The 25,122-nt window shown below is 66.6% G+C and carries 17 protein-coding genes; 6 read left to right on the forward strand and 11 right to left on the reverse strand.

The genetic code is table 11. The annotated features are described in order from the left end of the window. Positions 1 to 116: 116 nt before the first annotated feature. The 6 genes from WS69_RS04845 to WS69_RS04875 all read right to left on the reverse strand — a co-directional run bounded on the left by WS69_RS04845 (position 117) and on the right by WS69_RS04875 (position 11,501). On the reverse strand, positions 117 to 2,090 hold the full coding sequence (locus WS69_RS04845; RefSeq protein WP_059469666.1) for an APC family permease: 1,974 nt from the start codon (positions 2,088 to 2,090) through the stop codon (positions 117 to 119). Positions 2,091 to 2,248: 158 nt separating this feature from the next. Further along, positions 2,249 to 4,294, reverse strand: a complete 2,046-nt coding sequence (locus WS69_RS04850) for a methyl-accepting chemotaxis protein (protein WP_059469667.1) — start codon at positions 4,292 to 4,294, stop codon at positions 2,249 to 2,251. 730 nt (positions 4,295 to 5,024) lie between these two features. Beyond that, complete coding sequence (locus WS69_RS04860; RefSeq protein ID WP_082715946.1) at positions 5,025 to 6,608, reverse strand: efflux transporter outer membrane subunit; 1,584 nt, start codon at positions 6,606 to 6,608, stop codon at positions 5,025 to 5,027. Positions 6,609 to 6,661: 53 nt separating this feature from the next. Next, positions 6,662 to 8,629: a glycosyltransferase gene (locus WS69_RS04865; protein ID WP_059469670.1), complete on the reverse strand. Its 1,968-nt coding sequence runs from the start codon at positions 8,627 to 8,629 to the stop codon at positions 6,662 to 6,664. Positions 8,630 to 8,631: 2 nt separating this feature from the next. After that, positions 8,632 to 9,957 carry a hypothetical protein gene (locus tag WS69_RS04870; protein WP_418230172.1) on the reverse strand — a complete coding sequence of 442 codons (1,326 nt, stop codon included), beginning with the start codon at positions 9,955 to 9,957 and terminating at the stop codon, positions 8,632 to 8,634. 35 nt (positions 9,958 to 9,992) lie between these two features. Further along, positions 9,993 to 11,501 (reverse strand): HlyD family secretion protein, encoded by a 1,509-nt coding sequence (locus WS69_RS04875; protein WP_059469672.1) that lies wholly within the window; start codon positions 11,499 to 11,501, stop codon positions 9,993 to 9,995. 1,055 nt (positions 11,502 to 12,556) lie between these two features. Here WS69_RS04875 and WS69_RS04880 point away from each other — a divergent pair. The 4 genes from WS69_RS04880 (at position 12,557) to WS69_RS04895 (ending at position 15,553) form a co-directional block, all read left to right on the forward strand. Continuing rightward, the gene (locus tag WS69_RS04880; protein ID WP_059469673.1) at positions 12,557 to 12,880 is read left to right on the forward strand and encodes a hypothetical protein; all 324 of its coding nucleotides are present in this window, start codon (positions 12,557 to 12,559) and stop codon (positions 12,878 to 12,880) included. Between the two features lie 268 nt (positions 12,881 to 13,148). Further along, positions 13,149 to 13,340 (forward strand): hypothetical protein, encoded by a 192-nt coding sequence (locus WS69_RS04885; protein WP_059469674.1) that lies wholly within the window; start codon positions 13,149 to 13,151, stop codon positions 13,338 to 13,340. Positions 13,341 to 14,051: 711 nt separating this feature from the next. Further along, positions 14,052 to 14,225, forward strand: coding sequence for a hypothetical protein (locus WS69_RS32940; protein ID WP_156437938.1), 174 nt, complete (start codon positions 14,052 to 14,054; stop codon positions 14,223 to 14,225). A 359-nt stretch (positions 14,226 to 14,584) separates the two neighbouring features. After that, positions 14,585 to 15,553, forward strand: coding sequence for an acetyl-CoA carboxylase carboxyltransferase subunit alpha (locus WS69_RS04895; protein ID WP_059469721.1), 969 nt, complete (start codon positions 14,585 to 14,587; stop codon positions 15,551 to 15,553). 714 nt (positions 15,554 to 16,267) lie between these two features. Here the strand turns inward: WS69_RS04895 and WS69_RS30125 are convergent. The 3 genes from WS69_RS30125 to WS69_RS04905 form a co-directional block, all read right to left on the reverse strand. Beyond that, complete coding sequence (locus WS69_RS30125; protein ID WP_082715947.1) at positions 16,268 to 16,540, reverse strand: hypothetical protein; 273 nt, start codon at positions 16,538 to 16,540, stop codon at positions 16,268 to 16,270. Positions 16,541 to 17,620: 1,080 nt separating this feature from the next. Next, a complete protein-coding gene (locus WS69_RS04900) occupies positions 17,621 to 18,115 on the reverse strand; it encodes a 2,4'-dihydroxyacetophenone dioxygenase family protein (RefSeq protein ID WP_059469676.1) in 495 nt (164 codons plus the stop codon). 721 nt (positions 18,116 to 18,836) lie between these two features. Next, a complete protein-coding gene (locus WS69_RS04905) occupies positions 18,837 to 19,787 on the reverse strand; it encodes a LysR family transcriptional regulator (RefSeq protein ID WP_059469677.1) in 951 nt (316 codons plus the stop codon). A 58-nt stretch (positions 19,788 to 19,845) separates the two neighbouring features. Here WS69_RS04905 and WS69_RS04910 point away from each other — a divergent pair, with 58 nt between their 5' ends. Together WS69_RS04910 and WS69_RS04915 are read left to right on the forward strand one after the other, a co-directional pair. Then, positions 19,846 to 21,246, forward strand: a complete 1,401-nt coding sequence (locus tag WS69_RS04910) for an aspartate aminotransferase family protein (RefSeq protein WP_197419204.1) — start codon at positions 19,846 to 19,848, stop codon at positions 21,244 to 21,246. Positions 21,247 to 21,465: 219 nt separating this feature from the next. Further along, positions 21,466 to 22,983, forward strand: coding sequence for a CoA-acylating methylmalonate-semialdehyde dehydrogenase (locus tag WS69_RS04915; protein WP_059469678.1), 1,518 nt, complete (start codon positions 21,466 to 21,468; stop codon positions 22,981 to 22,983). A gap of 773 nt (positions 22,984 to 23,756) precedes the next feature. Here WS69_RS04915 and WS69_RS04925 read toward each other — a convergent pair. Together WS69_RS04925 and WS69_RS04930 are read right to left on the reverse strand one after the other, a co-directional pair. Beyond that, positions 23,757 to 24,137, reverse strand: coding sequence for a COG4315 family predicted lipoprotein (locus WS69_RS04925; protein ID WP_059469680.1), 381 nt, complete (start codon positions 24,135 to 24,137; stop codon positions 23,757 to 23,759). Between the two features lie 194 nt (positions 24,138 to 24,331). Continuing rightward, positions 24,332 to 25,105, reverse strand: coding sequence for a helix-turn-helix transcriptional regulator (locus WS69_RS04930; RefSeq protein WP_226382943.1), 774 nt, complete (start codon positions 25,103 to 25,105; stop codon positions 24,332 to 24,334). Between the last annotated feature and the right edge of the window lie 17 nt (positions 25,106 to 25,122).

The raw sequence follows: 25,122 nt of genomic DNA on the forward strand, positions 1-25,122 counted from the left end.
CGTCGCGCGCGCTGTGCGCGGGCTGCCTCGACCGATCCTCGGTCAGTCGTTCAGTGATTCCCCCGTCGTCGTCGCTGCCGATCGATCGTCGCGGGCCGTTGCCCGACGCCCTCGCGCTACCCGACGTTCATCGGCAACAACACCATCTGCCGCCCTTGCTGATGCAGCCGCGCCTGCAGTTCGACGGGCGTCTGGTTGTGCAGCCACGCGGTCAGGAAATTCACGCGCCTGAAGATCAGCTTGCTCGCGAAGCAGACGCTGTTCGGAAACGCGTCCATCGTTTCCTCGGCGAGCCGCATGAATTCCACGATCGGATGCGTGCCGAACGCGATCCGGTAGTCGGCCGCGATGCCGTGGCGGCGGCAGTGCGCGACGTAGTAGTCGAGCGACGACGTGATCGTGCGCCGCAGCCGCTCGAGATGCTCTTCGCCGTCGTAGCTCTTCGCGTCGACTTCGCCGACCGCGAGAAAAATCACGTTGCGGAAGTGCCCGGGGAACAGCCGGTTCACCCACAAGAGCGCATGCATGCTCGCGCCGCGATGCTTGCCGACGAGCAGCACCGCGGTCGGCTGCGCCGGATCGGGTTTGCCGGGCGCCGTGGCGTCGTCGACGGCGGGCGGCGCGCCGCCGAACAGCGCATCTTCCTTCGCGAGTTGCGCGCGCGTATCCGAATAGTGTCGCTTGATCAGCAGGCACGCGGCGATCACCGCGCTCGTCACGAGCACCGTCAGCCAGCCGCCCGCCGTGAATTTCTCGACGAGCGTGATCACGAGCACGACGCTCGTCACCGACAGCCCGAGCGCCGACAGCGCGAAATGCTTGAGCCAGCCGGCGTCGCCGCGGCGGCGTCGCCACCAGTACGTGCAGAGGCCGAGCAGCGACATGCTGAACGTCAGGAACACGTTGATGCTGTACAGCACGACGAGGACGTCGACGTTGCCGTGCGTCCACCAGAGGATCAGCAGGCTCGCGACGCCCATCACGACGATTCCGTTCTGGCGGACGAGCCGCGTCGACAGATCGCGAAAGTGGCGCGGCACCCACGAATCGGACGCCATGTTCGACAGCACGGCCGGGCCGTCGAGAAAACCGGTCTGCGCGCCGACGAGCAGGAGCCCCGCCTCGAACGCGAGCACGGCCGCGAGGAGCGCATGCCGCGTGAACGACGAGCCGAGCCCGAGATGGTCGATCACGTTGCCGAACACGACAGCGTTGAGCGTCTGCCCTTCGACGGGCTTCGCATGCCACAGCATGTAGAGCAGGATGATGCCGCCCGCAGTGAACGCGAGCGACGTCGCCATGTAGAACATCGTCACCTTGCCGCTCGGCACGCGCGGCTCGGCGAGCATGTTGACGTTGTTCGACACTGCTTCGAGGCCCGTGTAAGTGCCGCCGCCGAGCGAGAACGCGCGCATCAGCAGCGCGATCATCACGATCGGGCCGAGCGTGTGCGACATCCCGTGCGCTTCGCCCAGCGCGTCGGGCACGACGGCGGCGAGGTGGCCGCCGTGCACCGCGACGCCGTAGACGATGAGGCCGAAGTGCAGCACGACGAAGCCGACGAAGATCGGCAGCAGTACCATGATCGATTCCTTCATCCCGCGGAAGTTGAGGCCCGTCATCAGCACGATCAGCGTGAGCTCGGTCGTGAGCTTGAACGCTTGCGCGCCGACGGGCAGCAGGCTGAAGAACGCATCGACGCCGCTCGCGAGCGACGTCGCGACGGTCAGCACATAGTCGACGAGGAGCGCCGCGCCCGATACGAGCCCGGGCGTCGGACCGAGCAGCGCGGTCGCGACGCGGTAGCCGCCGCCGCCCGTCGGGAACAGCTCGATGACCTGGTTGTAGCCGAGCGCGATGATGAACACGGTCGCGGCGGTCGCGAGCGCGAGGAAGAGGGCGAGCGGCGTGTGCTGGCCGAGCGCGAGGAACGCTTCCTCCGGACCGTAGCACGACGACGACAGCCCGTCGGCGCCGAGCCCGACCCACGCGAGGATCGGCGTCACCGCGATCGCATGCCGGGTGCGCGGATCGAGCGGATCGAGCGGCTTGCCGAACAGGAACTGCCACATCTTGTCGAGCGCGGTCATCGATTCCCTCCGGAGCGAGCGCGGCGGGCCTGCATTCATGCCGCGAGCACAAGGTAAGGGAGCCGCGCGCCGTTTGTCAGTCGGCGTTATCCATGAGGCGGAAGCGTAAGCTTTCGGATGCCTGACGATGCGTCCGAAAGCTCACGAAGGCGTACGCGCTAGTGCGCGCCGGCGTACGCGCGCGCTTCGTGCGTCTGCTGCGCGCCTTCATCCGTCGCGAGCCTGAACACGCTGACCGCGTGCGCGAGCTGCGCGGCCTCGTCGCGCAGCGCGGCGGCTGCGCGCTCGGCGTCCGCGATCAGCGTCGCGTTCTGCTGCGTCGCCGCGCCGATCTGCGTAACCGCGAGATTCACCTGCTCGATCCCGCTCGACTGCTCGCGCGATGCCGCGCTGATTTCGGCGATGATCGCGCGCACCTGATCGACGCGCGCGACGATGTCCTGCATCGCCGCGCGCGCGTCCTCGGCGATCCGGAAGCCGTGCTCGACCGTCGACGCCGATTCGCCGACGAGCGCGTCGATCTCCTTCGCCGCCGACGCGCTGCGCTGCGCGAGTGCGCGCACCTCGGACGCGACGACCGCGAAGCCCTTGCCGTGCTCGCCCGCGCGCGCCGCCTCGACGGCCGCGTTCAGCGCGAGGATGTTGGTCTGGAACGCGATGCCTTCGATCACGCCGGTGATTTCCGCGATCTTGCGCGCGACGCCCTGGATGTCGCCCATCGTCGCGACGACGCGCTGCACGGCCGCGCCGCCTGTCGTCGCGGCGGACGACGCGCCCGTCGCGAGCGCGTTCGCCTGCGCCGCGTGGTCGGCGTTCTGCTGAACGGCCGCCGTGATCTGCTCCATGCTCGCGGCGGTCTGCTCGACGCTGCTCGCCTGCGTCGCGATCCGCGCGGCCATGTCGCTGCTGCCGGCCGCGATCGTCACGGTGCCGTGCGCGATGTCGGCCGCGCCGCGCCGCACCTGCGCGACGATCCGCGCGAGGCCGTCGCCGATGCCGTCGACCGCGCGCACGAGCCGGCCGATCTCGTCGCCGCGGCCGTTTGCATGCGGCGCGTCTGCGCCGTCGTGCGCGCCGTGCGCGGCGATCCGCGCGCTCAGGTCGCCCGCCGCGAAGCGCTCGGACGCATGCGCGGCCGCATCGAGCGGCTTGCTGACGACGCGCTTGACGACCGCGACGAAGAGGGCCGCGAACGCGAGCACGAACACGCAGCCGATCGCGGCGAAGCGGTTGCGGGTCGCGCGCATGTCGGCCATCACTTCGTCGTCGATCGCGATGCCGCCGACGAGCCATTGCCACTGCGGGATCGTGACGAACGACACGAACTTCGCGCGCGGCGCATCGTCGCCTGCGGCGCTGTCGGCCGACGTGAACGACAGTCGGCCTTCCTTCGCGGCGAGCATCTGTGCGTACGGCGCGGCCGCGTCGTCGGCGCGCTGGCCGGCGCGTTCCGGATGGACGATCAGATTGCCGCGGGTCGGGCCGCTCGACGCGTCGAGCACGAAGTAATAGCCGTGCTCGCCGATCTTCAGCTGGCGGATGCCGTTCTCGACGAGCCGCATCTCCGCGCCGACGTCGATCCCGACGAAGAGCGCGCCGACGATCGCGCCGCTCGCGTCCGCGACTGGCTTGTATTGGGTGATGTAACGTTTGCCGAACAGCGTCGCGAGACCGGTGTAAGTCCGGCCAGCCATCAGCGGCGCGTACGCGGGGCCCTTGCGGTCTAGCAGCGTGCCGATCGCGCGGCTGCCGTCCTGCTTTTTCAGCGACGTCGTCACGCGGACGAAATCGTCGCCGGTGCGCGCGAAGATCGTCGCGATCGCGCCGCTCTTCTGCAGGAACTGGTCGGGGATCGAGAAATCGAGGTTCAGCGTCTGGCCGCCGGCGGTGAGCGCGGGCGTCGCGACGCCCGCGATGTCGATCGTCCGTGCGGGATCGAGCGCGTAGCTCGCCGGCAGGAAGCTGGCGAAGAGCGTCATCGCGCGGCTCGCCTCGGCGGTCAGCGCCTCGTCGAAGAGCGCGATCATCGCGGCGATCGAGCGGTCTTTTTCGTCGATTCGCGCGTGAACCTGGTCGGCGACCTGGCCGCCGGCGGCGTGGGTCAGCGCCCAGACGAACGCGGCGAAGAGGAGGGCGAAGAGTGCGCTGGACAGCGCCGCGAGGCGTGCGCCGACGCTCGCGCGCCGGAAGAAGGGCACGTTCATGATGACTCCGGAGTGCGTGAACTGGGGCGTTGGCGGAACGCACGCGTCACCGCTCTCTGATGGCGTGGTTGTCGGCAGGCGGAGGAGATTCTTTAGGATTTTGTAAGGGGGGCGGGGCTGACGAGGGTGAGACAGGCGCGCTGCGTGCGGTCCGGCCGCTTCGGCGCGCATTCGTCGCGTGCCCGGCGGGGGGCGCGTTTCCGCCGCGCAAGTCTGCGTCGGCGGCGGTTCTTGTCGTTTGGCCGGATTGGATGCGCGCCGGCGTCGAGCTCGAGATCGAATCGGACGTTCGCGGTTGTTTGCGGTTGTTCGTGATTGTTCGCGGATGATGGCGCAACGGCTTCCGGCGATATCCGGTCCGGGAGACTTGACGCGGGCCGGAATCGTGTGTCGGCGATCGAGCGTCGTTCGTCTTGTCTTTATGGCGCCGCCGACTTCCGGATGGTCGCCTGGCTCGGCAACGGTTTTTCGAACGGCGAGGGCTTTCTTTGCTTCGCCGGCCCGAAATGCGGTTTGGCAACGGATGCCGCGCCGCTCGCGGCAGCGAACGGCCGATTTCGCGCGAAGCCGGCGTCGGCGCCTGAAGCGCGCGCGAAGTTCGCCGCCCGCATCGGCCGCGGGCAACAGCATCGCGACTCGCCGCTCGCACGCCGCGTACGGTACGCGATACCACCGAATCTCGCCGCACTGTCACGTCGCCCGCCGTCTGCGGCTACGGTTGCATCTGCGGCTACGGTTGCATCTGCGGTTGCGGTTGCGGTTGTGATTGCGGCTGTGATTGCGGTTGTGGTCGCGACTGCATCTGCTGCTGTGGCCGCATCTGCGACTGCGTTTGCGACTGCGACTGCGACTGCGCCGCCACCGCGCCGGTCGATTCGATCCAGCCCCCGCCCAGCGCCTTGTATAGCGTCACGCGGCTCGTCAGGCCCGCGAGCTTGTAGGTCACGAGCGACTGCTGCGCGCCAAAGAGCTGGCGCTGCGCATCGAACACGCCGAAGTAATCGTCGATGCCGTTGCGGAACCGCATTTCGGCGAGGCGCTTGGTCTCGCTCAAATCGCGGATCATCGTCTCCTGCGCTTTCGCTTCCCGCTCGTAGGTGCCGCGCGCGGTCATGCTGTCGGAGACTTCGCGGAACGCGCTCTGGATCGTGCGCTCGTAATTGGCGACGTTGATGTCGCGGCGCACCGTCGCCAGATCGAGGTTCGCCCGGTTGCTGCCCGCGTTGAAGATCGGCAGGGTCAGTTGCGGGGCGAACAGCCAGGCCACGCCGCCGGAGAACAGCCCGGCCAGGCTCGCGCTTGCGACGCCCAGCGCGCCCGTGAGCGAGATTCTCGGGAAGAACGCCGCGCGCGCCGCGCCGATGTTCGCATTCGCGGCGATGAGCTGGTGCTCGGCGGCCATGACGTCGGGGCGGCGCTCGAGCAGCGTCGACGGCAGGCCGGCCGGAAACTCCGCCAGCAGCGTCTGGTTGTCGAGCGGCGCCGCACTCGACACCCCGCTCGGCAACGGTCCGCCGGTCAGCAGGGTCAGCGCGTTCTCGTCCTGCGCGAGCTGCCGCGTGAATTGCTCGACGGCGACCTGCGCCGTTTGCACCTGGGTATCGGCGCGGTGTTCGTCGAGCTGCGCCATCGCGCCCGCCTGCTTGCCGCGATGGATCATCTCGGCCGCATCCTGCTGGCTCTTGAGCGTGTCCTGCGCGAGCTTGAGCAGCGCGCGGTCGGCCAGCAAGGTCAGATAGGTGTTCGCCACTTCGGCCACCAGACTGATGTGGACGCTTCGCCGCGCCTCCTCCGTCGCCAGGTATTGCTCCTGCGCGGCATGGCTCAGGCTGCGCACGCGGCCGAATACGTCGATCTCGAAACTGGTGAGGCCGACGCTCGCGGCATACGTGTTGATCAGCGTGGACTGCCCCGGCGCGCGCAACGCGGGGCTCAGGCGCTGACTGGTGAGCCCGACGTTGGCGTCGATCGCGGGAAACTGGGCGGCGCGCTGGATCCGATACAGCGCGCGCGCTTCGTCGATGTTGAGCGTCGCGATGCGCAGGTCGCGGTTATGGGCGAGCGCCTGCGCGATCAACTGCTGCAATTGGGCGTCGACGAAGAAATTCCGCCAGCCGAGATCGGGCGCCGCCGGGCCGCTCTGAGTCGCCGCCGGGCCGCCCGGTGCGGAATAGGCCGGGCCGCTCGGATACGCGGACGGGATGGGCGCATCGGGCCGCCTGTAGGTGGGCTCCATCGAGCAGGCGGCTATTCCGAGCGCGAGCACGATGGGCAGCACGCGCAACGGAGGCGAGGGAAACGGAGGGCTTCGCATGGTCGGCGGTTCCAGGACGAGAAGACGGTTGGGCGGGACGGCGACGGCCGGGCTCAGCCCGACAGCGCGCGCTGCATCAGGCGCGAGAGGGCGAGCCGGGGCTGGCCCTGCGCGGCAACGTTGTGCGGCGGATCGCCGAACAGCATGCGGATCAGGCTGTGCCGCGCCGCGATGTCCGCATGGAGCGCGACGCCGACGAGCGAGCCCTGGCGGCGCGCGATGCGGCACGGTACCCAGCCGGTCTGCTCGAGCCACAGCGCGCCTTCGCTGCCTACGGGCAAGGACGACGCGAGCGGGGTCGTCACGGCCGCGCCGTTGCACGACAGATCGCGCGTGGTGACGGAATATTCCCGTTCGCCCAAGCGCAGCAGCGCGCGCACGCGATACGGGAAGCGCTCCTCCTTGCGCGGTCGCGGCAATTCCACGCACACCAGCAGCGACGTGAGGTAGAGCGCGAGCGCAATGCTGGTCCACACCGAGTTGAACACCAGTCCCGGCGACGCCGGATCGACCAGCAACGCGCGCCCCAGCCCGAGCGCCGACAGCCCGATCAGGCTCGCATAGAGCGCTACGAACTTGCCGTGGATGATGAGCTTCGAGCGGTCCAGTCCTTTGTTCGTCACCTTGAAGGGCCGCCCGAACGGCCGGACGATCGCGCTTGCGAGCGACGCGCTGACCGCCAGCGCACAGACGATCTGCGTGACCTCGGTGAAGATCGGCAGCGCGCGCCGTCCGGTGATCCACATGCTGTAGCCCCAGTAGCCGATCAGCGCGGGCAGGCCGTAGGCGAGGAACTGCATCGGCTCGCCGTACAGCGTGGGGACGTCGAAGTACCAGTACAGCGGCGGCCCGATGAGCAGCATCAGCGTGAAGGGGCGGCTCAGCCAGTGCAGCATCCCGTGCACGTAGTGCAGCCGCTCGGTGAACGTGTAGCCGCGACCGAGCAACGGGCCGTCCCGCGTGAGGGCGACCTGGATCGTGCCGAGTCCCCAGCGGCTGCGCTGGCTGATGTACTCCGGCAGCCCTTCGGCAGATAGCCCGACCGAAAGCCGCTCGTTGAGCCAGCGCGTCACATAGCCGTGCGGCATCAGCCGATAGGTCAGGTGGATGTCTTCGGTGACCGTGCCGGTGGGGAAGCCGCCGATCAGCTCGACCAGATCGCGCCGCACGACGAACGAGGTGCCGATGCAGAATGCCGTGCCCCACGCATCCTTGGCGGGCTGCATGACGTCGAAGAACGCGCGCTGCTCGTCGACCCAGCATTCGGTCGAGCGCAGGTTGTACTGCACGGGATCGGCGTTGTAGTAGAACTGCGGCGTTTGCACGACGCCGACTGTCGGATTGGAGAAGAGGCCGATCGTGCGCAGCAGGATCTTCCGGTGAGGCGCGAAATCGGCGTCGAGCACCATGATGTAGGGTGCGCCGCCGTCTTCGCTCTGCGCGCTCCGGCGCAGCCCGTTGTTGAGATTGCCGGCCTTCGCGTGCGTGTTGTCCGCGCGCGTGACGTAATGCGCGCCCACCTGCTCGCAGAATGCCTTGAGCCAGTCGCGGCGCGTGTCGTCCAGCACCCAGACGCGGAAGTCCGGATAGTCGATCGCGAACGCCGCGACGATGGTCTTCTCCAGGATGTCCAGCCCTTCGTTGTACGTGGCGATGAAGATGTCGACGCGCGGCACCTTCGCGGCGCGCCGCAGCGCGGCTTCGCCGGCATCGGCGTCGGGCGTGTGGTTGGTGGCGCGGGAGAGCACGACGACGGAGATGAGCGTGTAGGCGAGCGCCGTGCACTCGAAGCCGAAGAAGACGTGCGACCACACGCTCGGGAAGTCCATGCGAGGCTCGGGCAGCGTCTGGGTCGCGCGCCAGATCAGATAGACGATCAGCAGCACGACGGTGATGCCGCCGAACAGGATGCGATCGACGGCGCGCTCACGCTTGCCGAGCAGCGTCAGCAGCAGCACGACCAGCAGCACGCCGCCGTTGATGTCGAGCAATGACTGGTTTTCGAGAAAGAGATCGAACATCGTCACTCCTGAGTATTCCGGGCATTGGGGGCGGCGGTGCGTGGGCCTGGGCAGCCGGCGGGCAGGCAGCCGCCGGGGCGAAACGGGTTCCAGCCCGCCGCTGCGAGCACGGCCCACGCGGTGGCGCCCAGGTGCGGGAGATGGAAGTAATAGAAGTCCTCGGTGGTCGACGTCGGGCCGATCGACAGGCCGGTGCGGATGCGTGGCTCGGGCGTCGCATAGAGCAGGCCGGAAGGCGCGCGCTGCGCGAGCAGCAGCGCCCACAGCGGCCGCGCCTTGTCGTCGTCGCCGACCGCTTGCAGCGTGAGCGCCGCCTGGCCGGTGCCTTCCGTCCATAGGCCGTCCGGATGGGCGTTGAAGCCGTAGCCGCCGTCGATGCGGTGCGCTCGCTCGACCCAGGCGAGGCTGCGGCGCCAGTCGGCCGGCGCGTCCGGTATCGCGAGCAGCGGCCATAGCGACGCGTCGAGCGCCGACGGACCGATGTTGGGGCTGTGGCCGTCGTCGCGCGTGCCGATCAGGAAGCGGCCTTCGCGCGCATCCCACATGGCCGCGACGAAGCCCCGCGAACGCTCCGCGGCGGCGCGCCAGCGGGCTTCGCCCGTGCGCTCCGCGAGCCAATGAAAGACTGCGTACGCATCGACGTTGTGCTCGGTGGATTTCCACCCCTGGCGGATCGGGCGAGGTTCGTGCCCGAACTCGCCGCCGACATAGCCGGCCGGCGCGGTGGCATCGAGCCGGCCCGGATCGACCCAGCTCATCAGCGCGGCGGCGCCGTCGAGATAGCGCTCGTCGTGCGTCGCTTCGTGCACGGCGAGCAGCGACAACGCGGCCCAGGCGACGTTGCCGGTGGCGGTGCCGGCCTGATACGCATCCTCGAACCACCGTTTGCTCGGTGCGTCCCACCAGCCGGGCAGCGGCGCCGCGCCGGTCGGCAGCGCGCCGGCCCGGTAAGCGTTGCGCACGCGCGTGTCGTGGTAATGGCGATCCTGCCTGCTGGCTTGCAGTATCGCGTCGGCAATGCGGCGCGCCTCGTCGGGGCGGCCACAGGCCACCAGCGCGACGCTGGCGAGTGCGTTGTCGTAGACGAACGCCGCCTGCGTCAGTGCCGGCGCCAGCGCCGCGCCGCCGGGCGCTGGCTCGTAGCTGCCGAGAAAGACGGGTCCCGAGCCGGGCACGGCCGCGACGCGCTCGGTCAGCGTCTTGCATCCGGCGGCCAGCAGTTCGGCGCGCTGCGGCGGGCGCTCCGCGCCGTGGGCGTGGCAGGGGGCGAGCATGACGGGCGCCATCGGCAACATCGCCAGCCATGCCACTTTGCGCAAGCAGTGCATGATGTGAAGTTTCATCGGCACTTGTCCGCACGCGCTCAGGCGAGCGACTTGATGTTTTCCGGCCAGTGGCGGCCGCGATCGACGGTCGCCTTCAAGTCGTTCAGCCAGCGCCGGCCGGTCGGCTTGAACTCGTCGAGCCAGCGCCGGCCGCGGTCGACGGTCGACTTGAAGCCGTCCAGCCAGTTCGGGTCGAGGTGGCCCAGATCGGAGACGTTGCTGACGAGCCAGCTCTGGTCGAGGCTCACTTTGGCCCAGTGGCCCATTGCGCAGCGCTCCGTCGGATCGCCGCTCGCGCCGTGAGGCAGCGACGCGAGCGGCCGGTTCAGCTTGGCGATCACGTAGATCTCGTTCTTCTCGATGGGCGGGAAGGGCACGAAATAGCGCGCCTGCTCGCCTTCGGACGCGCGCGGCAGCACCTCGGACACCGAAGCGGGCAGCAGGAACGGCACGCCGTCCATGCGCACGTTCAGATGCGTGCCGGGCAGCAGGTCGTCGCTCAGGCTGCGCGGGAACACCGCCACCACGCGCGATTGCGCGCAATTGCTCACGCGGATCAAGGTCGCGCCGGCGGCCACGCGGGTGCCGGGCGGCGCGAGCACGTCCTCCACCACGCCCGGCTCGCTCGATCGGATCTCGAGGTTGGTCAGGCGCTCGAGCCGCTCCTTCTCGGCGTCGATCAGTTTGTCCACCGATTGGCCGTAGGCGTCGAACTGCGTCATCTCGGCCTTGCGCTGCACGATGTCTGCGCTGAGCAGCCGGCTGCGCTGCGCGAGCGACGCGACCGGGCCGTCGGTAGCGGAAGCGTAGACCTTGCTCCGCGACGCGTCGCCGTTGGCGATCGCGTGTTCGAGCTCGGCGGCCGCGGCGGCCTTGGCGTTGGACAGGATCGACAACTGGTAGCGCGAGGCATTCGTGTACGCCTCGCTCACGGCGCCCGCCCACTGCATCGCCTGGTTGCGGTTGACCACGTCTTCCTGCTGGTCGACTTGCGCTTTCGCAGCCGCCAGTCGCGCCTGCAGCGCGTGGATGTCGGCCGCATGTTCCTTTTGCGACGCAGCCTGATAGCGCTGCAGATCACGCTGAGTCGCGGCAAGCTGGCTCTCGTCGCCCGCGAGCTCGGCGCGCGCCGCGTCGTGGTGCTGCTGATTGTCGAGCGCCTTGCCGGTCAGGTCGATCAGCAGCGCACGATCGATGTTGGGATTCTGCACCGTCATCAGCGGCTGATTGGCTTCGAACGACTTGCCGATCGCGACGTGCTGCTCGGTCACGACGCCTTCGACCGGCGACGTGACGAGCGTCACCTGGCTGTCGACCACCGCGCGTTCGGACGAGCGCGTGAAGATGTTGGGGAACATCATGGTCAGCACCATCCAGATGACGAAGAGCACCAAGCCGTAACTGGCGGTGCGCGGGACGAGATGCCAGAGCGGGCGCCGTACGCGGCGGCCGCGCGTCACCGATTCGTCGCGCGTCGCGAGCAGTGCAGAGCGGGTATCGGCCGGGCGGTTCTCGAGTTGCTGGTCGGGCATGTTGCTCTCCTGCATGGCAAAAATGCGAACAAAGAGACAAAGGATCTCGCACGCCCAGCGCCGTTCGTCGGCCCTGTGCGCTGCTGTCGAATCGAGCCGGTTCCGTCGCGCATGAGCGTGAGCGCGCCGATGCCGGCTTTTCGGTCTAGTTGGTTGCCTGCAGAGCGCCGCGTCCGAGCATCCGTCGGATCGACGCACCGTATGAAAAGGCCGGCTGTACCGGCCCAAGATCAGCCCCGTAACCGCGCAACGCATGCGCACGCGGTCTTGAACTTGCAATGAAGAATCGAGCGGCCCGTGAAGACCCATGCGGCCAAGGCGCTGCGATTGAATTCAGGCTAGTGAAATCGCCGGTGCGCTACTGTAAAAGTGTGTAAAAGGTGATTTCACTAGGACCCCAAAAGGCGGATGTTATGTATGCGCCGAATTCGGCTCGCATGACATTCGTCGTACATAGCCGCCGAGGGTGGCGGGGCGCGGGCGTGGCCGCCGATTGTCCGGGGACGATGCGATTGCGGACGGGATTGCGCTCGCCCTCGATCTTCGATCGTCGCCGCGCTTCGAGCGCGGATTCCTGGTATGAAACTCGCAGCGATCGAGGTGTGATGGATCGGACGCGTAGCGTGTCGCCGCCGGTATGCTCGATGCGGGCGCGAACGCGGACTGCATGCCCATCGCTCGATGTCTGCCAACCTGACGCGAGCGTGGTGGGGGCTGACGCGGCGCGGCGTTTCATGTTCGAGACGCACAGTCGCGTCTCGATTGCAGCGATACGTGTTACGTAACATCTGTGAATCATTTTGATGATGGCCTCGCGTCAGAATGGCCGAGACAGGATGCGCTGCGAAGGCGGGCGTCGTTGATCCTGCTGTGTTCGGGCCGCCTGGTTACGGGGCTGAACGGCCATCGCCGAGCTGCTGCCGGCTTTCTCGCGACCCATATTCTCGACGCTGGCACGGATTCTGCGGCGCATCGCGCACGTGTTTGCGCCGGCCGATCGGCGCAAACACGTGCTAGCCGACGGGCGTATCGACCTGATCCGCTCGCCCAAACATAGGACGGAGCAAAACATGGACGCGCTCCCGAATCAGTCCGACACGCAATTCCGAGCCTTCCTGGCCAAGCTGCTCGAGCAACCGCAGCCCGCGTGGGGCGAGAAGCAGCAGATCGAACTCGACATGGCGCGTGCGCTGTCCAACGAGATGCTGCAGATCGCGGAGCGCATGCACGCCCATACCTCGGATCTCGAAAGCTGCCTCGTGCTGCTCAAGTACGCGAAGGTGCTCGATTTCATCTTGTCGTCGCTCGCCGCGCGGCGCGATATTCATCCCCGGACGCTCCGCACGATCTTCAAGCTCGCCAAACTCAAGGTCGACGACTCGTATCCGGAGTGAGCCGAATTCGAACGGCGTCGAAGGACGTTCGTCGGCGGCGTCGTGCAAAAGGGGCGAGCGCGGCGGTCGCACCGTTTGCTTGGTCATCGGTCGCGACCGACAAGCGCGCGCTTCCTCTTTCTCTTTTTCGCCGCCGCGCGCGGCGTCGCACGATCTCTTCGCTGGAAAGATCTCTGCGCTGGAAACGGTCGACGCGGGAAGGCGTCGGATCGGCGGTGGCGTTCGGGGTCTTCGTCGTCTCCGTGATCGGGCCGAATGTCGGGCCTCGATGCGCGTGATCGAAGGCGAATCGCAGATGTGCGTGACGCTTCGCTGGATCGGTGACCGGCGTCGCGCCGGGCGCGCGTGGGCGGCAGCCTGTCCACGGATCGTCGTCGACGCGTTCGTCGAGTGCGTGGCGATCGGATCGCGCATGGCTTGCGCTTTCGAGGCGAGATCGAGCGCCCGCGGCGTCGCCTGAGACGATGCGGTCGCTCGACCATCCGAAAGGACGCGACCGGCGACGACAAGTGCATTCGGATCGCTAACCGAATCGGATGCGATGTGGCGCGACGCGCCCGGCAACGGGCTGCGCAGATTCGCGATTTCACCATCGACGTCAACGGACGAATTCCTCGAGCGCGCACATTGCATCGACGAGACGGCTTTAACGGCGGCGTCGTGGAGTTGACGACGAACGCCGATGAATTTGTCCGCCTGATTGGTGCGGAAGATGGAGCGCCCGACCTGTCGGCATGGCGCACGCAATGTATGGCGCAACCGATTCGAGGCTTGAATCGCCCCCGTATGCAGCGGATTGCCACGCTGACGGCCTCGTGCGCCAATTGCATCGATTCGATTCGCCGGTCGGAGGCGAGATGTCGGATGCGTGATGCCTTATGAACGAGGCAGGTAATCATTCGTTCGGCGATCACGCGCATCGCCATGGCGATGCTTTTCCAGGCATGCGCGAAGGATCGAATCGGGGCGCGCGTTGCGCGATTGCCGATGCTGCAATCCCGACGCGACGGCATGGCGCAGACGCCTGTGACTTCTCCGTGCTCGAAGGAGCCATGTCGTCTGCTTCATTCTGGAACCGGAATTTTTCGAAAACCGTTTTCAGCCTTTCGGCGCAATTCTGGTGCGACGACCATTCCTTTCCAATCGATTTTTATTGCATGGCACGTCATGATTGGAAAATGAATTTCATCGAAAAATCGGGATATTGCTGCCGTTTTGCGAGGAATTTCTCGCGCTCGAAGGTCCGGCCTTCGATGCCAAGCTGATCGCGGCGCAACGCGCGACGTGCAAGGTGATGGGCATCAACGTCCTCGGCGGCGTAGCCGATTTCGACAAAATCACCTGAGACGCCGCGCGCCGTTTTCCTGCGCCTGCGCTATCTTCGCGCCGCGCGTCCCCGGGGCCGGCGGCCGGTCTCGCGCCTGTTCGCGCTTGTGTCGCGCGTGCGTCGCGGCGGACGCGCGGCGTCCGGGCAACGCCGACGATGCGATAACGGACGTGCGCCGCGCGATGATCCAGGGGCGGTGTGATAGTATCGCGGCCGTGCATGGCGGCGCATTCGCGGCATTCGATTATTCATTTCTCCGCCACGGTGAATGCGCGCATTTCGAATGAATATCGAAAACGGCCGAAAAGCGTGGGCAGTCCGGCGATAATTCACGTCGAATACCTGAGCGTCTGCATTTGCAGCCGGAGAAACACGACATGACGAACGTAACGTATCTTGACTTCGAAAAGGCGATCGGCGAGCTGGACGCGAAGATCGACGCGCTGCGTTGTTCCGAGGACGAATCGGCGATCGATCTCTCCGAGGAGATCAACCGGTTGTCGGCGCGCAGCGAAAAGCTGACGAAGGAACTGTACGAGCGGCTGACGCCGTGGCAAATCGTCCAGGTGGCGCGACATCCCGCGCGGCCGTACACGCTCGATTACGTCAATTATCTGTTCACGGATTTCCACGAGCTGCACGGCGATCGCTGCTATGCGGACGACCAGTCGATCGTCGGCGGGCTCGCGCGCTTCAACGACCGGCCGTGCGTCGTGGCCGGCCACCAGAAGGGGCGCAACACGAAAGAGCGCGCGATGCGCAATTTCGGCTATCCGCGGCCCGAGGGATATAGAAAGGCGCTGCGGCTCTTCAAGCTCGCCGAGAAATTCAAGCTGCCGATCTTCACGTTCATCGACACGCCGGGCGCCTGGCCCGGGATCGATGCGGAGGAGCACAACCAGTCCGAGGCAATCGGTCGCAATCTGATGGAAATGGCGAGCCTCCAGACGCCGATCATCACGACGGTGATCGGCGAGGGCGGCTCGGGTGGCGCGCTCGCAATCGGCGTCTGCGACGTGTCGATCATGCTCCAGTTCGCGACTTATTCCGTTATTTCGCCCGAAAGCTGCTCGTCCATTCTCTGGAAGAATCCGAACTACGCGGAGCAGGCGGCAAACGCGCTGGGCCTGACCGCGCACCGGCTCAAGGCGCTGGGCTTGATCGACAAGATCGCGAACGAGCCGGTGGGCGGCGCGCATCGCGATCCGCAACAAATGGCGCTGATGCTCAGGCGCGTCTTGCAGGAAAGCCTGCGAAACGTCGAGTCGCTCGATGCGAAGCAGCTTCTCGCCCGCCGTCACGAGCGGCTCCTGCACTACGGCAAGTTCCGCGAAACGGCGGCATGAACGCATTCGGCTGCGCCGTCGGGCGCCGCGCGCGATAGGCGGCCGGCCGTCACGTGCGTGTGTTCTCCGTATCGGATCTGCACGTCGAATATCCGGGAAACGCAAGGTGGGTGGAAGCGCTCTCGCGTGACGAGGACACGCGCGACGCCCTCACACCAGGCCGCTTCGATGACGCATGCGCGTGACCGGATTCGTGCCCGCGGTGCGCGGACCCGCATCGATCGATCACGGACCGGATACGCTGCGCGCATGCAGCGATCTCGTGGACGTCAACTGCGCCGAGCATTTAAAGCCGGATGTCGCCGTCGGCGGCTGAGCCAAAACGCGACGCATGGCCGGCGATATGGCGGCGGCGATGCTCCGGCCGTCTTGCTGCGGTGTCCGCCGGTCTACTCGATGCCAGTTATGACGAACGCCGGCGACATCGAGATTGTCGGCATCGTCATTTGAACGGACGCCAATCCGTTCGGGATTTCCTGCATCCCGATCCTCAATGAAAGCGAGTGGTGCACGGCGAGCCGATGCCAGTGCCTCGTGCTTTTCATCTTGCCGGAATAGGTTGAAAAGCGCGCTGCGCGGAGGGCGGGATTTGCATGCTACGGCGGCGCGACACCGTAAGAGAACAAGAGGCGGCCGATCGGCAATCGCCGGTCGGCCGAAAATCAAGTAAAAGAATCCAGTGCAATGGATTTCGCGGATCGATTGACCGCCTGGTTATCGAATGGCGAATCGGCTCGCTGCCGTTCCATTCGCGCATACATTGGCGTAGATGTAGAAAATCCTGTTCGTGGAAAAGGCCGAGTATATGAGTGAAAAGGTCTCTTTTTCGCTAAATGAATAAGTGGTGTCGGCGATGGTTGCTAGAAGGTTGCCGTTCGTATCGGTTTCGATTTTGCTGATCGGTCCTGATTTGCAAAGTACATCTGCGGATGCATAAGAGGACGCAAACATCATCGCTGAAAAAAGAGCGGTCACGATTTTTCTCATGGCTTTTCCCTTGAGGAATGTATTGATGCATTGGATTGAGGTGCTGCTGATGCTCGGTGCTACATTGCCGGGCTTTCGAAACTGTCGGCGCCAGTGTGCTCCGTAATATGTCGTTGATTAACGCGATGCTGGATTGGAAATAAATTCATTCATGGTTGCCGCTTTGGTGTTGGTGTGCTGCGAAAGTGATGGGTATTTTGACCCGTATTGCGGCGCACAACGAAGGTTATGATTTGGAATTGCGGAGTTCCAATGATATTAATTTATCGATCCTTGGAATTAATAAGTATGTTGGATGACTTTATGATTTAAAAAATCTCAATCCTTATTGTTCAGTTTTTTGTCGATTGATTGTGACGGTTTCGTAAATGGCGGATATTGGTATTGAATTCGGAGAACGACGATGGTGTTGAGGAGGCGCAGGGACACGCGCGATCGACGCCGAAGCGAGCGAACGGCTCGGCGCGATCCCTGAACAGCTTCGCGTCATCCGGCATCTGCCGGTCGCATCGGCTCCCCATGCGAATGTCAATGCGCAAGGTGTCGTTGGATGACGGCCTGCGTCTCGTTCATGGCGGCGACGCAGTTCGGTTGACTGCGGCGGTTCCGCCCATCGCTGCGACAAGCCCGTCGCGATCCAAGGCGGCGCGCCGGGATGTCGGATAGAGAGAAGTCATTCGTTGATCGCACACGATCAATTTGGGCGCGGTAGGCGACGGCGACACGGCATCGGCGGATCGCCGGAGCGATCGCGTGGGCTACGCGCGGTAAGAACGGCTGCGCGCGATCGACGGACGATGAATTGCGGCCCGTCGGTACGGACGGCCCCGATGCCGCGATTCGACCGGGCTGCGGTACTGGACGCCCCGTTGTGCCCACGCTCCGTTCAAGCCAAGCGGGACGACCGGCGTGATGATTCGGCTTCGTGTTCAAGACCGCTCAGGGCCGGCCTCCGGGAATGCGCGGCCTTCCGCGCGTGCGGCTGCGCCGGGCCGGCAGCGTTTCGTCACCGACTGCAGTCGACCGGTTGCGATCAGTCGCGGCGCGGCGATCCGGTGCGGCAAGCCGCGCTGCGCGCGTTCAGCGCGTGACGAAAGGCGGCGCGACATCCGGCGTCGCGCGAGCGAACTTGCGTTCGCGCAGCAGCGCGACCCGGCCGTTCTCGCGCGCCGTCTCGTTGCCCGCTTCGTCGAGCAACACGAGATCGCCGCGCATCACGTTGAACGTCACGACTTCGCCCGTCTCCGACGCGATCGCCTCCGGCGTATGGTGCGAGCCCGCCGGCTCGAGCACCGTGCTGCCGGGCCGCGCGATCCAGTCGTATTCGCGATAGCGCCACTCTCCCTGCAACGTGTAGACGAATACCGCGCCGTCGTGCCGATGCCGCGGCAGCGCGAGCCCGACCGGCATCTTGAGCAGCACGGTCATCTCGTCGTCGTCGACGTTGATGTGCAGGTACTTGATCGCGAGCCCGGGCAGGCGCGCGTCCATCGGCAGCCATGGGCGGTCGCCGTCCTGCAGGCACGAGATCGGCGGCAGGAGCGCGGCGGAGGCGGGCGGCAACGATGGGTTCATGGCTTGGCGCGGCGCATCATGCGCGCGGAGGAATGCGGGAAGCGGAATTATCGCAGAGCGGGAGGCGGTAGTGGACGGCTGGCGCGCACGGCCCGCGGAGCCGTTCAAGATCGTCGCCCGTCGGGCACGTCGAACATGTTCTTTCGCATCGTCAGTCACGTTTTCTTCGCAAGGGAAGACAATCCGAGCATGCCGCCGGGCTTCCCTTGAACGATCTTGGCGCGTGCGCACCCTTTCGACGACTCATCCTGTAGTGAAAGTGGTCTTCTACGCAACACGCGCGATCGCATTCGCGCCGGTCTGGTGATGGCGTAGTCCTTTCGAGCGGAAATCGTCCGGAAAAGGCACGTCGGCTCGCCGGTCTTCGGGCATATGGCGGTGACGTGACGTGTCGTCGGAAAGCTCGATTACGTTTTCACCATCGAAGCTCATCCGATTCGAACGGTTTTCGCCCGGCTGTCCGCAGTATCCGGCGTGCCCGCGTGCCTGTTCGTGCAAGCGGCGAAGACCTCGCCGCAAATCCGAACGAGCCATTCGCATCAGAATGCGGAAAGGGGGCGCACACCGCGAGCGAGCGGACGGTCGCGGTGCAAGCCGAGCGCGGCGTTCGGACGGCTATGAAGAAATCGTCGGTCTTCACGCTTGGCACCGGTCGACCGCGGCGGCCGCATGGAAGCTGCCGGCTTCATCGACCGAATGTCGGAGGATTCGGGCCTCGCGCTCATGCTTTCGCCGGCGCCGCCGCATGCGCGGCCTCCAGGCAGGCCTGGAACAGCAGCGCTGCCCGCGACGGCTGCGGCGAGCGCCGCAGCAGGCTCACGAACCGGCACGAATAATGAAACCGCTGCGGCGCGACCGGCCGCATCAGCCCCTTCGCCTCGAAGCTCTCCGCATAGTGATCGGGCAGGAACCCGAGATACCGTCCCGACAGAATCAGCGTCGCGATCGATTCCTGATCGGACGCCGTCGCGCTGCGCGTCAGCTTCGCGCGGTGGCTCAGCTCCATGTTCGGCGAATGGTAGCCGAGCCCCGCGAACGCGAAGCCGCGCACCTGGCTCCATGTCAGCTTGCCGTGCGGCGCGTCGAACAGCGGATGGCGCTTGCCGCAGTAGAGCAGCATCCGTTCGTCGAAGAGATCCGCATAGACGAGGCTGCCCGAGCTTCGGTGCGCGGGAATGATCCCGACCTGATAACTGCCGTCGATGATCCCCCGCTCGACCTCGTTGATCGACGCGACGTGCAGGTTCAGCGCGACGTCCGGCGCTTCGTCGTGAAAGCGCCCGATCGCGTCGCCGAGCCGCGCCTTCGGGTTCGTCGCGGTCTTGTCGAACACGGCGATGTGCAGCTCGCCGCCCATCCGGTCGTGAATCCCGTCGACGCGGCTCCTGAACGCCTCGACCGACGCCATCAGCCGCAGCGTCTCCTCGTAGACGGTCTGGCCCTCGGGCGTCAGCGTGAAGCCCGCGCGGCCGCGCCGGCACAGCACGAGGCCGAGGCGCGTTTCGAGATCCTTTACGTGCCGGCTGATCGTCGAGATTCCGATGTTCAGCTCCAGTTCGGCAGCCGCCATCCCGCCGCACTGAACGACGCTCCTGAACACGCGCAGCAGGCGCAGGTCCATGTCGGTGAGCTGGCCGAGGAGCGCGCGGCTCTTCGGTTTTCTTGCTTGCATGAATGCTCAAGTAAACATTGATATTGCGATATTCAAAAGACTATTCGTCGACTCGACAATGCGCAACATCTTCATTCATCCGCGCGCCGCGATGCCGACCGACATGAACGCTCTGACCGAACCGACGACCCCCGACACGCCCCTGCGCACCGACGCCGCGTGGCTCGACGCCCACTGGATGCCGTTTACCGCGAACCGCCAGTTCAAGCAGGACCCGCGGATCATCGTCGAAGGCAGGGGCGCGTACTACACGGACGCCGACGGCCGCAAGATCTTCGACGGCCTGTCCGGCCTCTGGTGCTGCGGCCTCGGCCACGGCCGCGCCGAGATCTCGGACGCGGTCGCCCGCCAGGTCGCGCGGCTCGACTATTCGCCGGCGTTCCAGTTCGGCCATCCGCAATCTTTCGCGCTGGCCAACAGGATCAAGGCGCTGACGCCCGCCGGCCTCGACTACGTGTTCTTCACGGGCTCGGGCTCGGAAGCGGCCGACACGTCGCTGAAGATGGCGCGCGCGTACTGGCGCGCGAAGGGCAAGGGCACGAAGACGCGCCTGATCGGCCGCGAGAAGGGCTATCACGGCGTGAACTTCGGCGGCATCTCGGTCGGCGGGATCGGGCCGAACCGCAAGCTGTTCGGCCAGGGCATCGACGCCGATTTCTTGCCGCACACGCAACTGCCCGAGAACACGTTCTCGCGCGGGCTGCCCGAGCACGGCGCCGAACTGGCCGACCGGCTGCTCGACCTGATCGCGCTGCACGACGCGTCGAACATCGCGGCGGTGATCGTCGAGCCGTTCTCCGGCTCGGCGGGCGTCGTGGTGCCGCCGAAGGGCTATCTGCAGCGGCTGCGCGAGATCTGCACCGCGCACGGCATCCTGCTGATCTTCGACGAAGTCATCACGGGCTTCGGCCGCGCGGGCGCAATGACGGGCGCGGAGGCGTTCGGCGTCGTGCCGGACATCATGAACGTCGCGAAGCAGGTGACGAACGGCGCGCAGCCGCTCGGCGCGGTGATCGCGAAGCAGGACATCTACGACACGTTCATGGCCGCGGGCGGCCTCGACTACATGCTCGAGTTCCCGCACGGCTATACGTACTCGGCGCATCCGGTCGCGTGCGCGGCGGGCGTCGCGGCGCTCGACCTGCTCGAGAAGGAAGACGCGATCGGCCGCGTGCGCGAACTCGCGCCGCATTTCGAGGCGGCCGTGCACGGCCTGAAGGGCGTGCGCCACGTCGCCGACATCCGCAACTGCGGGCTCGCCGCGGGCCTGACGATCGAGCACGCGCCGGGCGAACCCGCGCGCCGTCCGTACGAGATCGCGATGCATTGCTGGAAGAACGGCTTCTACGTGCGCTACGGCGGCGACACGATTCAGCTCGCGCCGCCGTTCATCGCCGAGAGGCGCGAGATCGACAGCCTGATCAGCGCGCTGAACGATGCGCTGATCGCGACGGCCTGACGCGCAGGGCCGCGCGCTTCGGACGGCGGCCGGACGGTTTTCGGCCGCGCTCGGGCGGCGCGACGGCGTTCGCCCGATCCGGCGGTCGCTGTTCGGCACGGTTCGACTGGGCCCGGCTGGTTGCGGCCCGGCTCGCGCGGCGCACGTTGGCGCGGCGCTTGTTCGCCCGGCCGCGCGGACGCGGATTCAACGACACACACGATTGCAGGAAACATCGCGATGAAACACGACAGCAACGTCACCTCCACCCTCGGCCACCTGATCGGCGGCAAGCGCGTCGACGGCGGCGACCGCATCCAGCCGGTGTTCGACCCGGCGACGGGCGCGTCGGCGAAAAGCGTGCAGCTCGCCGACAAGCCGACCGTCGAAGCGGCGATCGCCGCCGCGCAGGCCGCGTATCCGGCGTGGCGCAACACGCCGCCGTTGAAGCGCGCGCGCGTGATGAGCCGCCTGAGGACGCTGCTCGAGGCGCACGCGGACGAGCTGTGCGCGCTGATCACGGCCGAGCACGGCAAAGTGCTCGGCGATGCGATGGGCGAGCTGCAGCGCGGAATCGAGAACGTCGAATACGCGAGCTACGCGCCCGAGCTGCTGAAGGGCGAGCACAGCAAGAACGTCGGTCCGGCGATCGATTCGTGGAGCGAGTTCCAGGCGCTCGGCGTCGTCGCGGGGGTCACGCCGTTCAACTTCCCGGTGATGGTGCCGCTGTGGATGTGGCCGATGGCGGTCGCATGCGGCAACACGTTCGTGCTGAAGCCTTCGGAGCGCACGCCGTCGTCGACGCTCAGGATGGCCGAGCTCGCGCTCGAAGCGGGCCTGCCGCCCGGCGTGCTGAACGTCGTCAACGGCGACAAGGAAGCGGTCGACACGATCCTGACCGATCCGCGCGTGAAGGCGGTGAGCTTCGTCGGCTCGACGCCGATCGCCGAGTACATCTACACGACGGGCTGCGCGCACGGCAAGCGCGTGCAGGCGCTGGGCGGCGCGAAGAACTTCGCGGTCGTGATGCCGGACGCCGACATCGGCAACGCGGTCAATGCGCTGATGGGCGCCGCGTACGGCTCGTGCGGCGAGCGCTGCATGGCGATTCCGCTTGTCGTCGCGATCGGCGACGAGACGGCGGACAAGATCGTCGAAGGCCTCACGGCCGAGATCGCGAAGATGAAGGTCGGCCCGGGCACGGGCGACGGCGTCGACATGGGCCCGCTCGTCACGCAGCAGCATTTCGAGAAGGTGACGGGTTTCGTCGACGCGGGCGTCGCCGCGGGCGCGTCGCTCGTCGTCGACGGGCGCGGCGTGAAGATCGACGGCCACGACGGCGGCTACTACCTCGGCCCGTGCCTGTTCGATCACGTGAAGCCCGGCATGCCGATCTATCAGCACGAGATTTTCGGGCCGGTGCTCGGCGTCGTGCGCGTCGCGTCGCTCGGCGACGCGATGGCGCTCGTCGATGCGCACGAGTACGGCAACGGCACGTGTCTCTTCACGCGCGACGGCGAAGCCGCGCGCTTCTTCAGCGACAACATCCAGGTCGGGATGGTCGGCATCAACGTGCCGCTGCCGGTGCCCGTCGCCTATCACTCGTTCGGCGGCTGGAAGCGGTCGCTGTTCGGCGATCTGCACGCATACGGCCCGGACGCGGTGCGCTTCTACACGAAGCGCAAGACGATCACGCAGCGCTGGCCGTCGGCCGGCGTGCGTGAGGGGACGGTGTTCAGCTTTCCGTCGAGCCGCTGAGCAGCTTTCAAGTTTGGCCCATCCAGGTCGTTCGGCGGTGCGTTCCGTCGACGGCTTGTTCGAAGCCCGCGGAAACGCGGGTTTTTTCTTTTCGGGCGTGCGCGGCCCGCGGCGTGCGTCGCGGGCGTCGCGTGCGGAGCGGGCGGCATCGCGTCGTTCTTCGTTCGCTGTCGATCGTCGTGTCGACGTTCGCCGTTCGCCGTTCGCTGATGGGCGGCTTCGGCGGCGCGGCTGCGGTTTTCCGATGCGCGGGCGGATACGCTCGCGGTGCGTCGCGGCGCGATATCGCGTGTGTATCGAGCGCTGTGGTGGCATCGGCGTCCGGGCGGAAGACGGCCGATCGTCGCGCATCGAGGCACTTGCGCGCCACGCGATTGCGGCGATACGCGGGCCTTGAGTTGCGGGCCGAGACGTGCGACTTGCGACGCAGCGCTACAGCGTCGACCGGGATAGGTTCTGGAATGCGCAAGTATCGCGAGGCATGCTGTCGAATTTGGCGTCCGCGATGGCGGCGCGCATGCGGTCCGCACTGCGCGTGTGTGCTGACGGTGCTGCTCGTCGGCACCTTCCGCGTCAATGGAACGCGCGTGCCGCTCTCGATAGGCTTGGCGCTCGCGCGACCGACCGTCGCGATCGAAGGTGCGGCGCGCGGCGCCAGGCGAGTGCGAGAGAAGCGCTATGCTGCGATGTCCGCGCTCGCACTCGCCTTGCACTTGCACCCGCGCAGCACCGCACCGCTTACGTCATCTCGCCGCGTCGCCCCCTCGGCGCGTTTACTCCTTCAGTGCGTGCCAGACGTCCTTGAAGCCGTCGCCTTTCATGTCGCCTTTCGCGGCGTCCTTCGCGAAGAAATAGAGCGGCTTGCCCCGGTACGCCCATTGCAGCGTGCCGTCGTCGCGCTTGATGATCGTGTAGCCGCCCGTCGGCTGATCGGTTGCGCTCGCCTTGTACGGCGGCCAGTTCGTCGTGCACGGGCCGTTGCACATGCTCTTCCCTGAGTTCGGGGCGTCCTTGTCGAACGTGTAAAGCGTCATGCCGTTGGCCGCGACCAGCGTGCCGCCGCTCGGCATCGCGGGCGCATCGGCGAGCGCGGCGACCGGCGCGAACCCGATCGCGAGCGCGTAAGCGACATAAGCGACATAAGCGGTTCTCATGGCTGTCTCCTTGTCCTGGCGGGCGCGGCGAACGCACGGGCGGCGCCGACGCGACGGCGCTATTGCGTCGCGGCCGTGCCGCATGCGTTCCGAGCCCTTTCAAACCATAGGCGGTTTTCCGGTAGGAGGAAAGGCGATCGTCGCGCGCGCGGCCGGGAAAACCGCCGGCCGCGCGGCTCGCGTGCACCGTCGCATCAACGCGGGACGTCGTGCCCGAGCGCCTGCAGGAACAGCGAGAACAGCTCCGGCTGCGACGAAATCCCGAGCTTCGAATACAAGTGCCGCCGATGCACCTTGACGGTTTCGGGCGAGATCGCGAGCCGCTCGGCGATCGCCTTCGACGAGTTGCCGCGCAGCACGAGCCGCGCGATCGCCATCTCGCGCTCGGTCAGCAGCTCCGCGCCGAAGCTCGCGAGCGCGCGCTCGACGCGCGCTGCGAGATCGTCGTCGGCGCGTCCGCGCGCCGCGTCGCCTTGCAGCTTGCGCTGCTGGCGGATCGCCGCGAAAAGCCACGGCGCGCACGTGGCGAGCCGGCCGATCGCGTCGGTGCCAAAGCGCGTGTGCGCACCGAGCGACAGCGACAGCGTCTCGTCGGGCCGCGTGCGCACGATGATCTGCAACTCGTCCTCGCCGACCGCGTCGCGGAAATAGCTGAGGAAATACTCGCTTTGCCGGAACAGGTCGGGCGCGATTTCCTCGAGCCGATAGCAGCCGTCCGCGAGGCCGTCGTGCGCGGCCTGCAGGAACGGATCGAGCAGATAGAGTCCGTCGAGATAGAGCGGCACGGGCGACGGCCCGCTTGCGCCGCCCGTGTCGTATTCGTCGAGCACGACGGGCGCGCCGTCGCGGCCGAGCGCGGTCGCGAGCGCGTTGTCGAACGGCACGATCTCGTTGAGAAACAGGATCAGAAAGCGCCAGAAACGCGGCTCGCCGAGGTGATCGAGCGCGCGTCCGAACGCTTGATGCATCGCTACTTCGCTGAACA

The sequence above is a fragment of the Burkholderia sp. BDU5 genome (assembly GCF_001522845.1).
GTDB lineage: Bacteria > Pseudomonadota > Gammaproteobacteria > Burkholderiales > Burkholderiaceae > Burkholderia > Burkholderia mayonis.

Coding starts and splice junctions, on each gene's coding strand:
- WS69_RS04910 (WP_197419204.1), top strand. CDS start 19,846: ATGCGCAACATCTTCATTCATCCGCGCGCCGCGATGCCGACCGACATG.
- WS69_RS04895 (WP_059469721.1), top strand. CDS start 14,585: ATGACGAACGTAACGTATCTTGACTTCGAAAAGGCGATCGGCGAGCTG.
- WS69_RS04845 (WP_059469666.1), bottom strand. CDS start 2,090: ATGACCGCGCTCGACAAGATGTGGCAGTTCCTGTTCGGCAAGCCGCTC.
- WS69_RS04915 (WP_059469678.1), top strand. CDS start 21,466: ATGAAACACGACAGCAACGTCACCTCCACCCTCGGCCACCTGATCGGC.
- WS69_RS04875 (WP_059469672.1), bottom strand. CDS start 11,501: ATGCAGGAGAGCAACATGCCCGACCAGCAACTCGAGAACCGCCCGGCC.
- WS69_RS04850 (WP_059469667.1), bottom strand. CDS start 4,294: ATGAACGTGCCCTTCTTCCGGCGCGCGAGCGTCGGCGCACGCCTCGCG.
- WS69_RS04905 (WP_059469677.1), bottom strand. CDS start 19,787: ATGCAAGCAAGAAAACCGAAGAGCCGCGCGCTCCTCGGCCAGCTCACC.
- WS69_RS04930 (WP_226382943.1), bottom strand. CDS start 25,105: ATGCATCAAGCGTTCGGACGCGCGCTCGATCACCTCGGCGAGCCGCGT.
- WS69_RS04860 (WP_082715946.1), bottom strand. CDS start 6,608: ATGCGAAGCCCTCCGTTTCCCTCGCCTCCGTTGCGCGTGCTGCCCATC.
- WS69_RS04885 (WP_059469674.1), top strand. CDS start 13,149: ATGCGCGTGATCGAAGGCGAATCGCAGATGTGCGTGACGCTTCGCTGG.
- WS69_RS04865 (WP_059469670.1), bottom strand. CDS start 8,629: ATGTTCGATCTCTTTCTCGAAAACCAGTCATTGCTCGACATCAACGGC.
- WS69_RS04880 (WP_059469673.1), top strand. CDS start 12,557: ATGGACGCGCTCCCGAATCAGTCCGACACGCAATTCCGAGCCTTCCTG.
- WS69_RS04900 (WP_059469676.1), bottom strand. CDS start 18,115: ATGAACCCATCGTTGCCGCCCGCCTCCGCCGCGCTCCTGCCGCCGATC.
- WS69_RS30125 (WP_082715947.1), bottom strand. CDS start 16,540: ATGAGAAAAATCGTGACCGCTCTTTTTTCAGCGATGATGTTTGCGTCC.
- WS69_RS04870 (WP_418230172.1), bottom strand. CDS start 9,957: ATGCACTGCTTGCGCAAAGTGGCATGGCTGGCGATGTTGCCGATGGCG.
- WS69_RS04925 (WP_059469680.1), bottom strand. CDS start 24,137: ATGAGAACCGCTTATGTCGCTTATGTCGCTTACGCGCTCGCGATCGGG.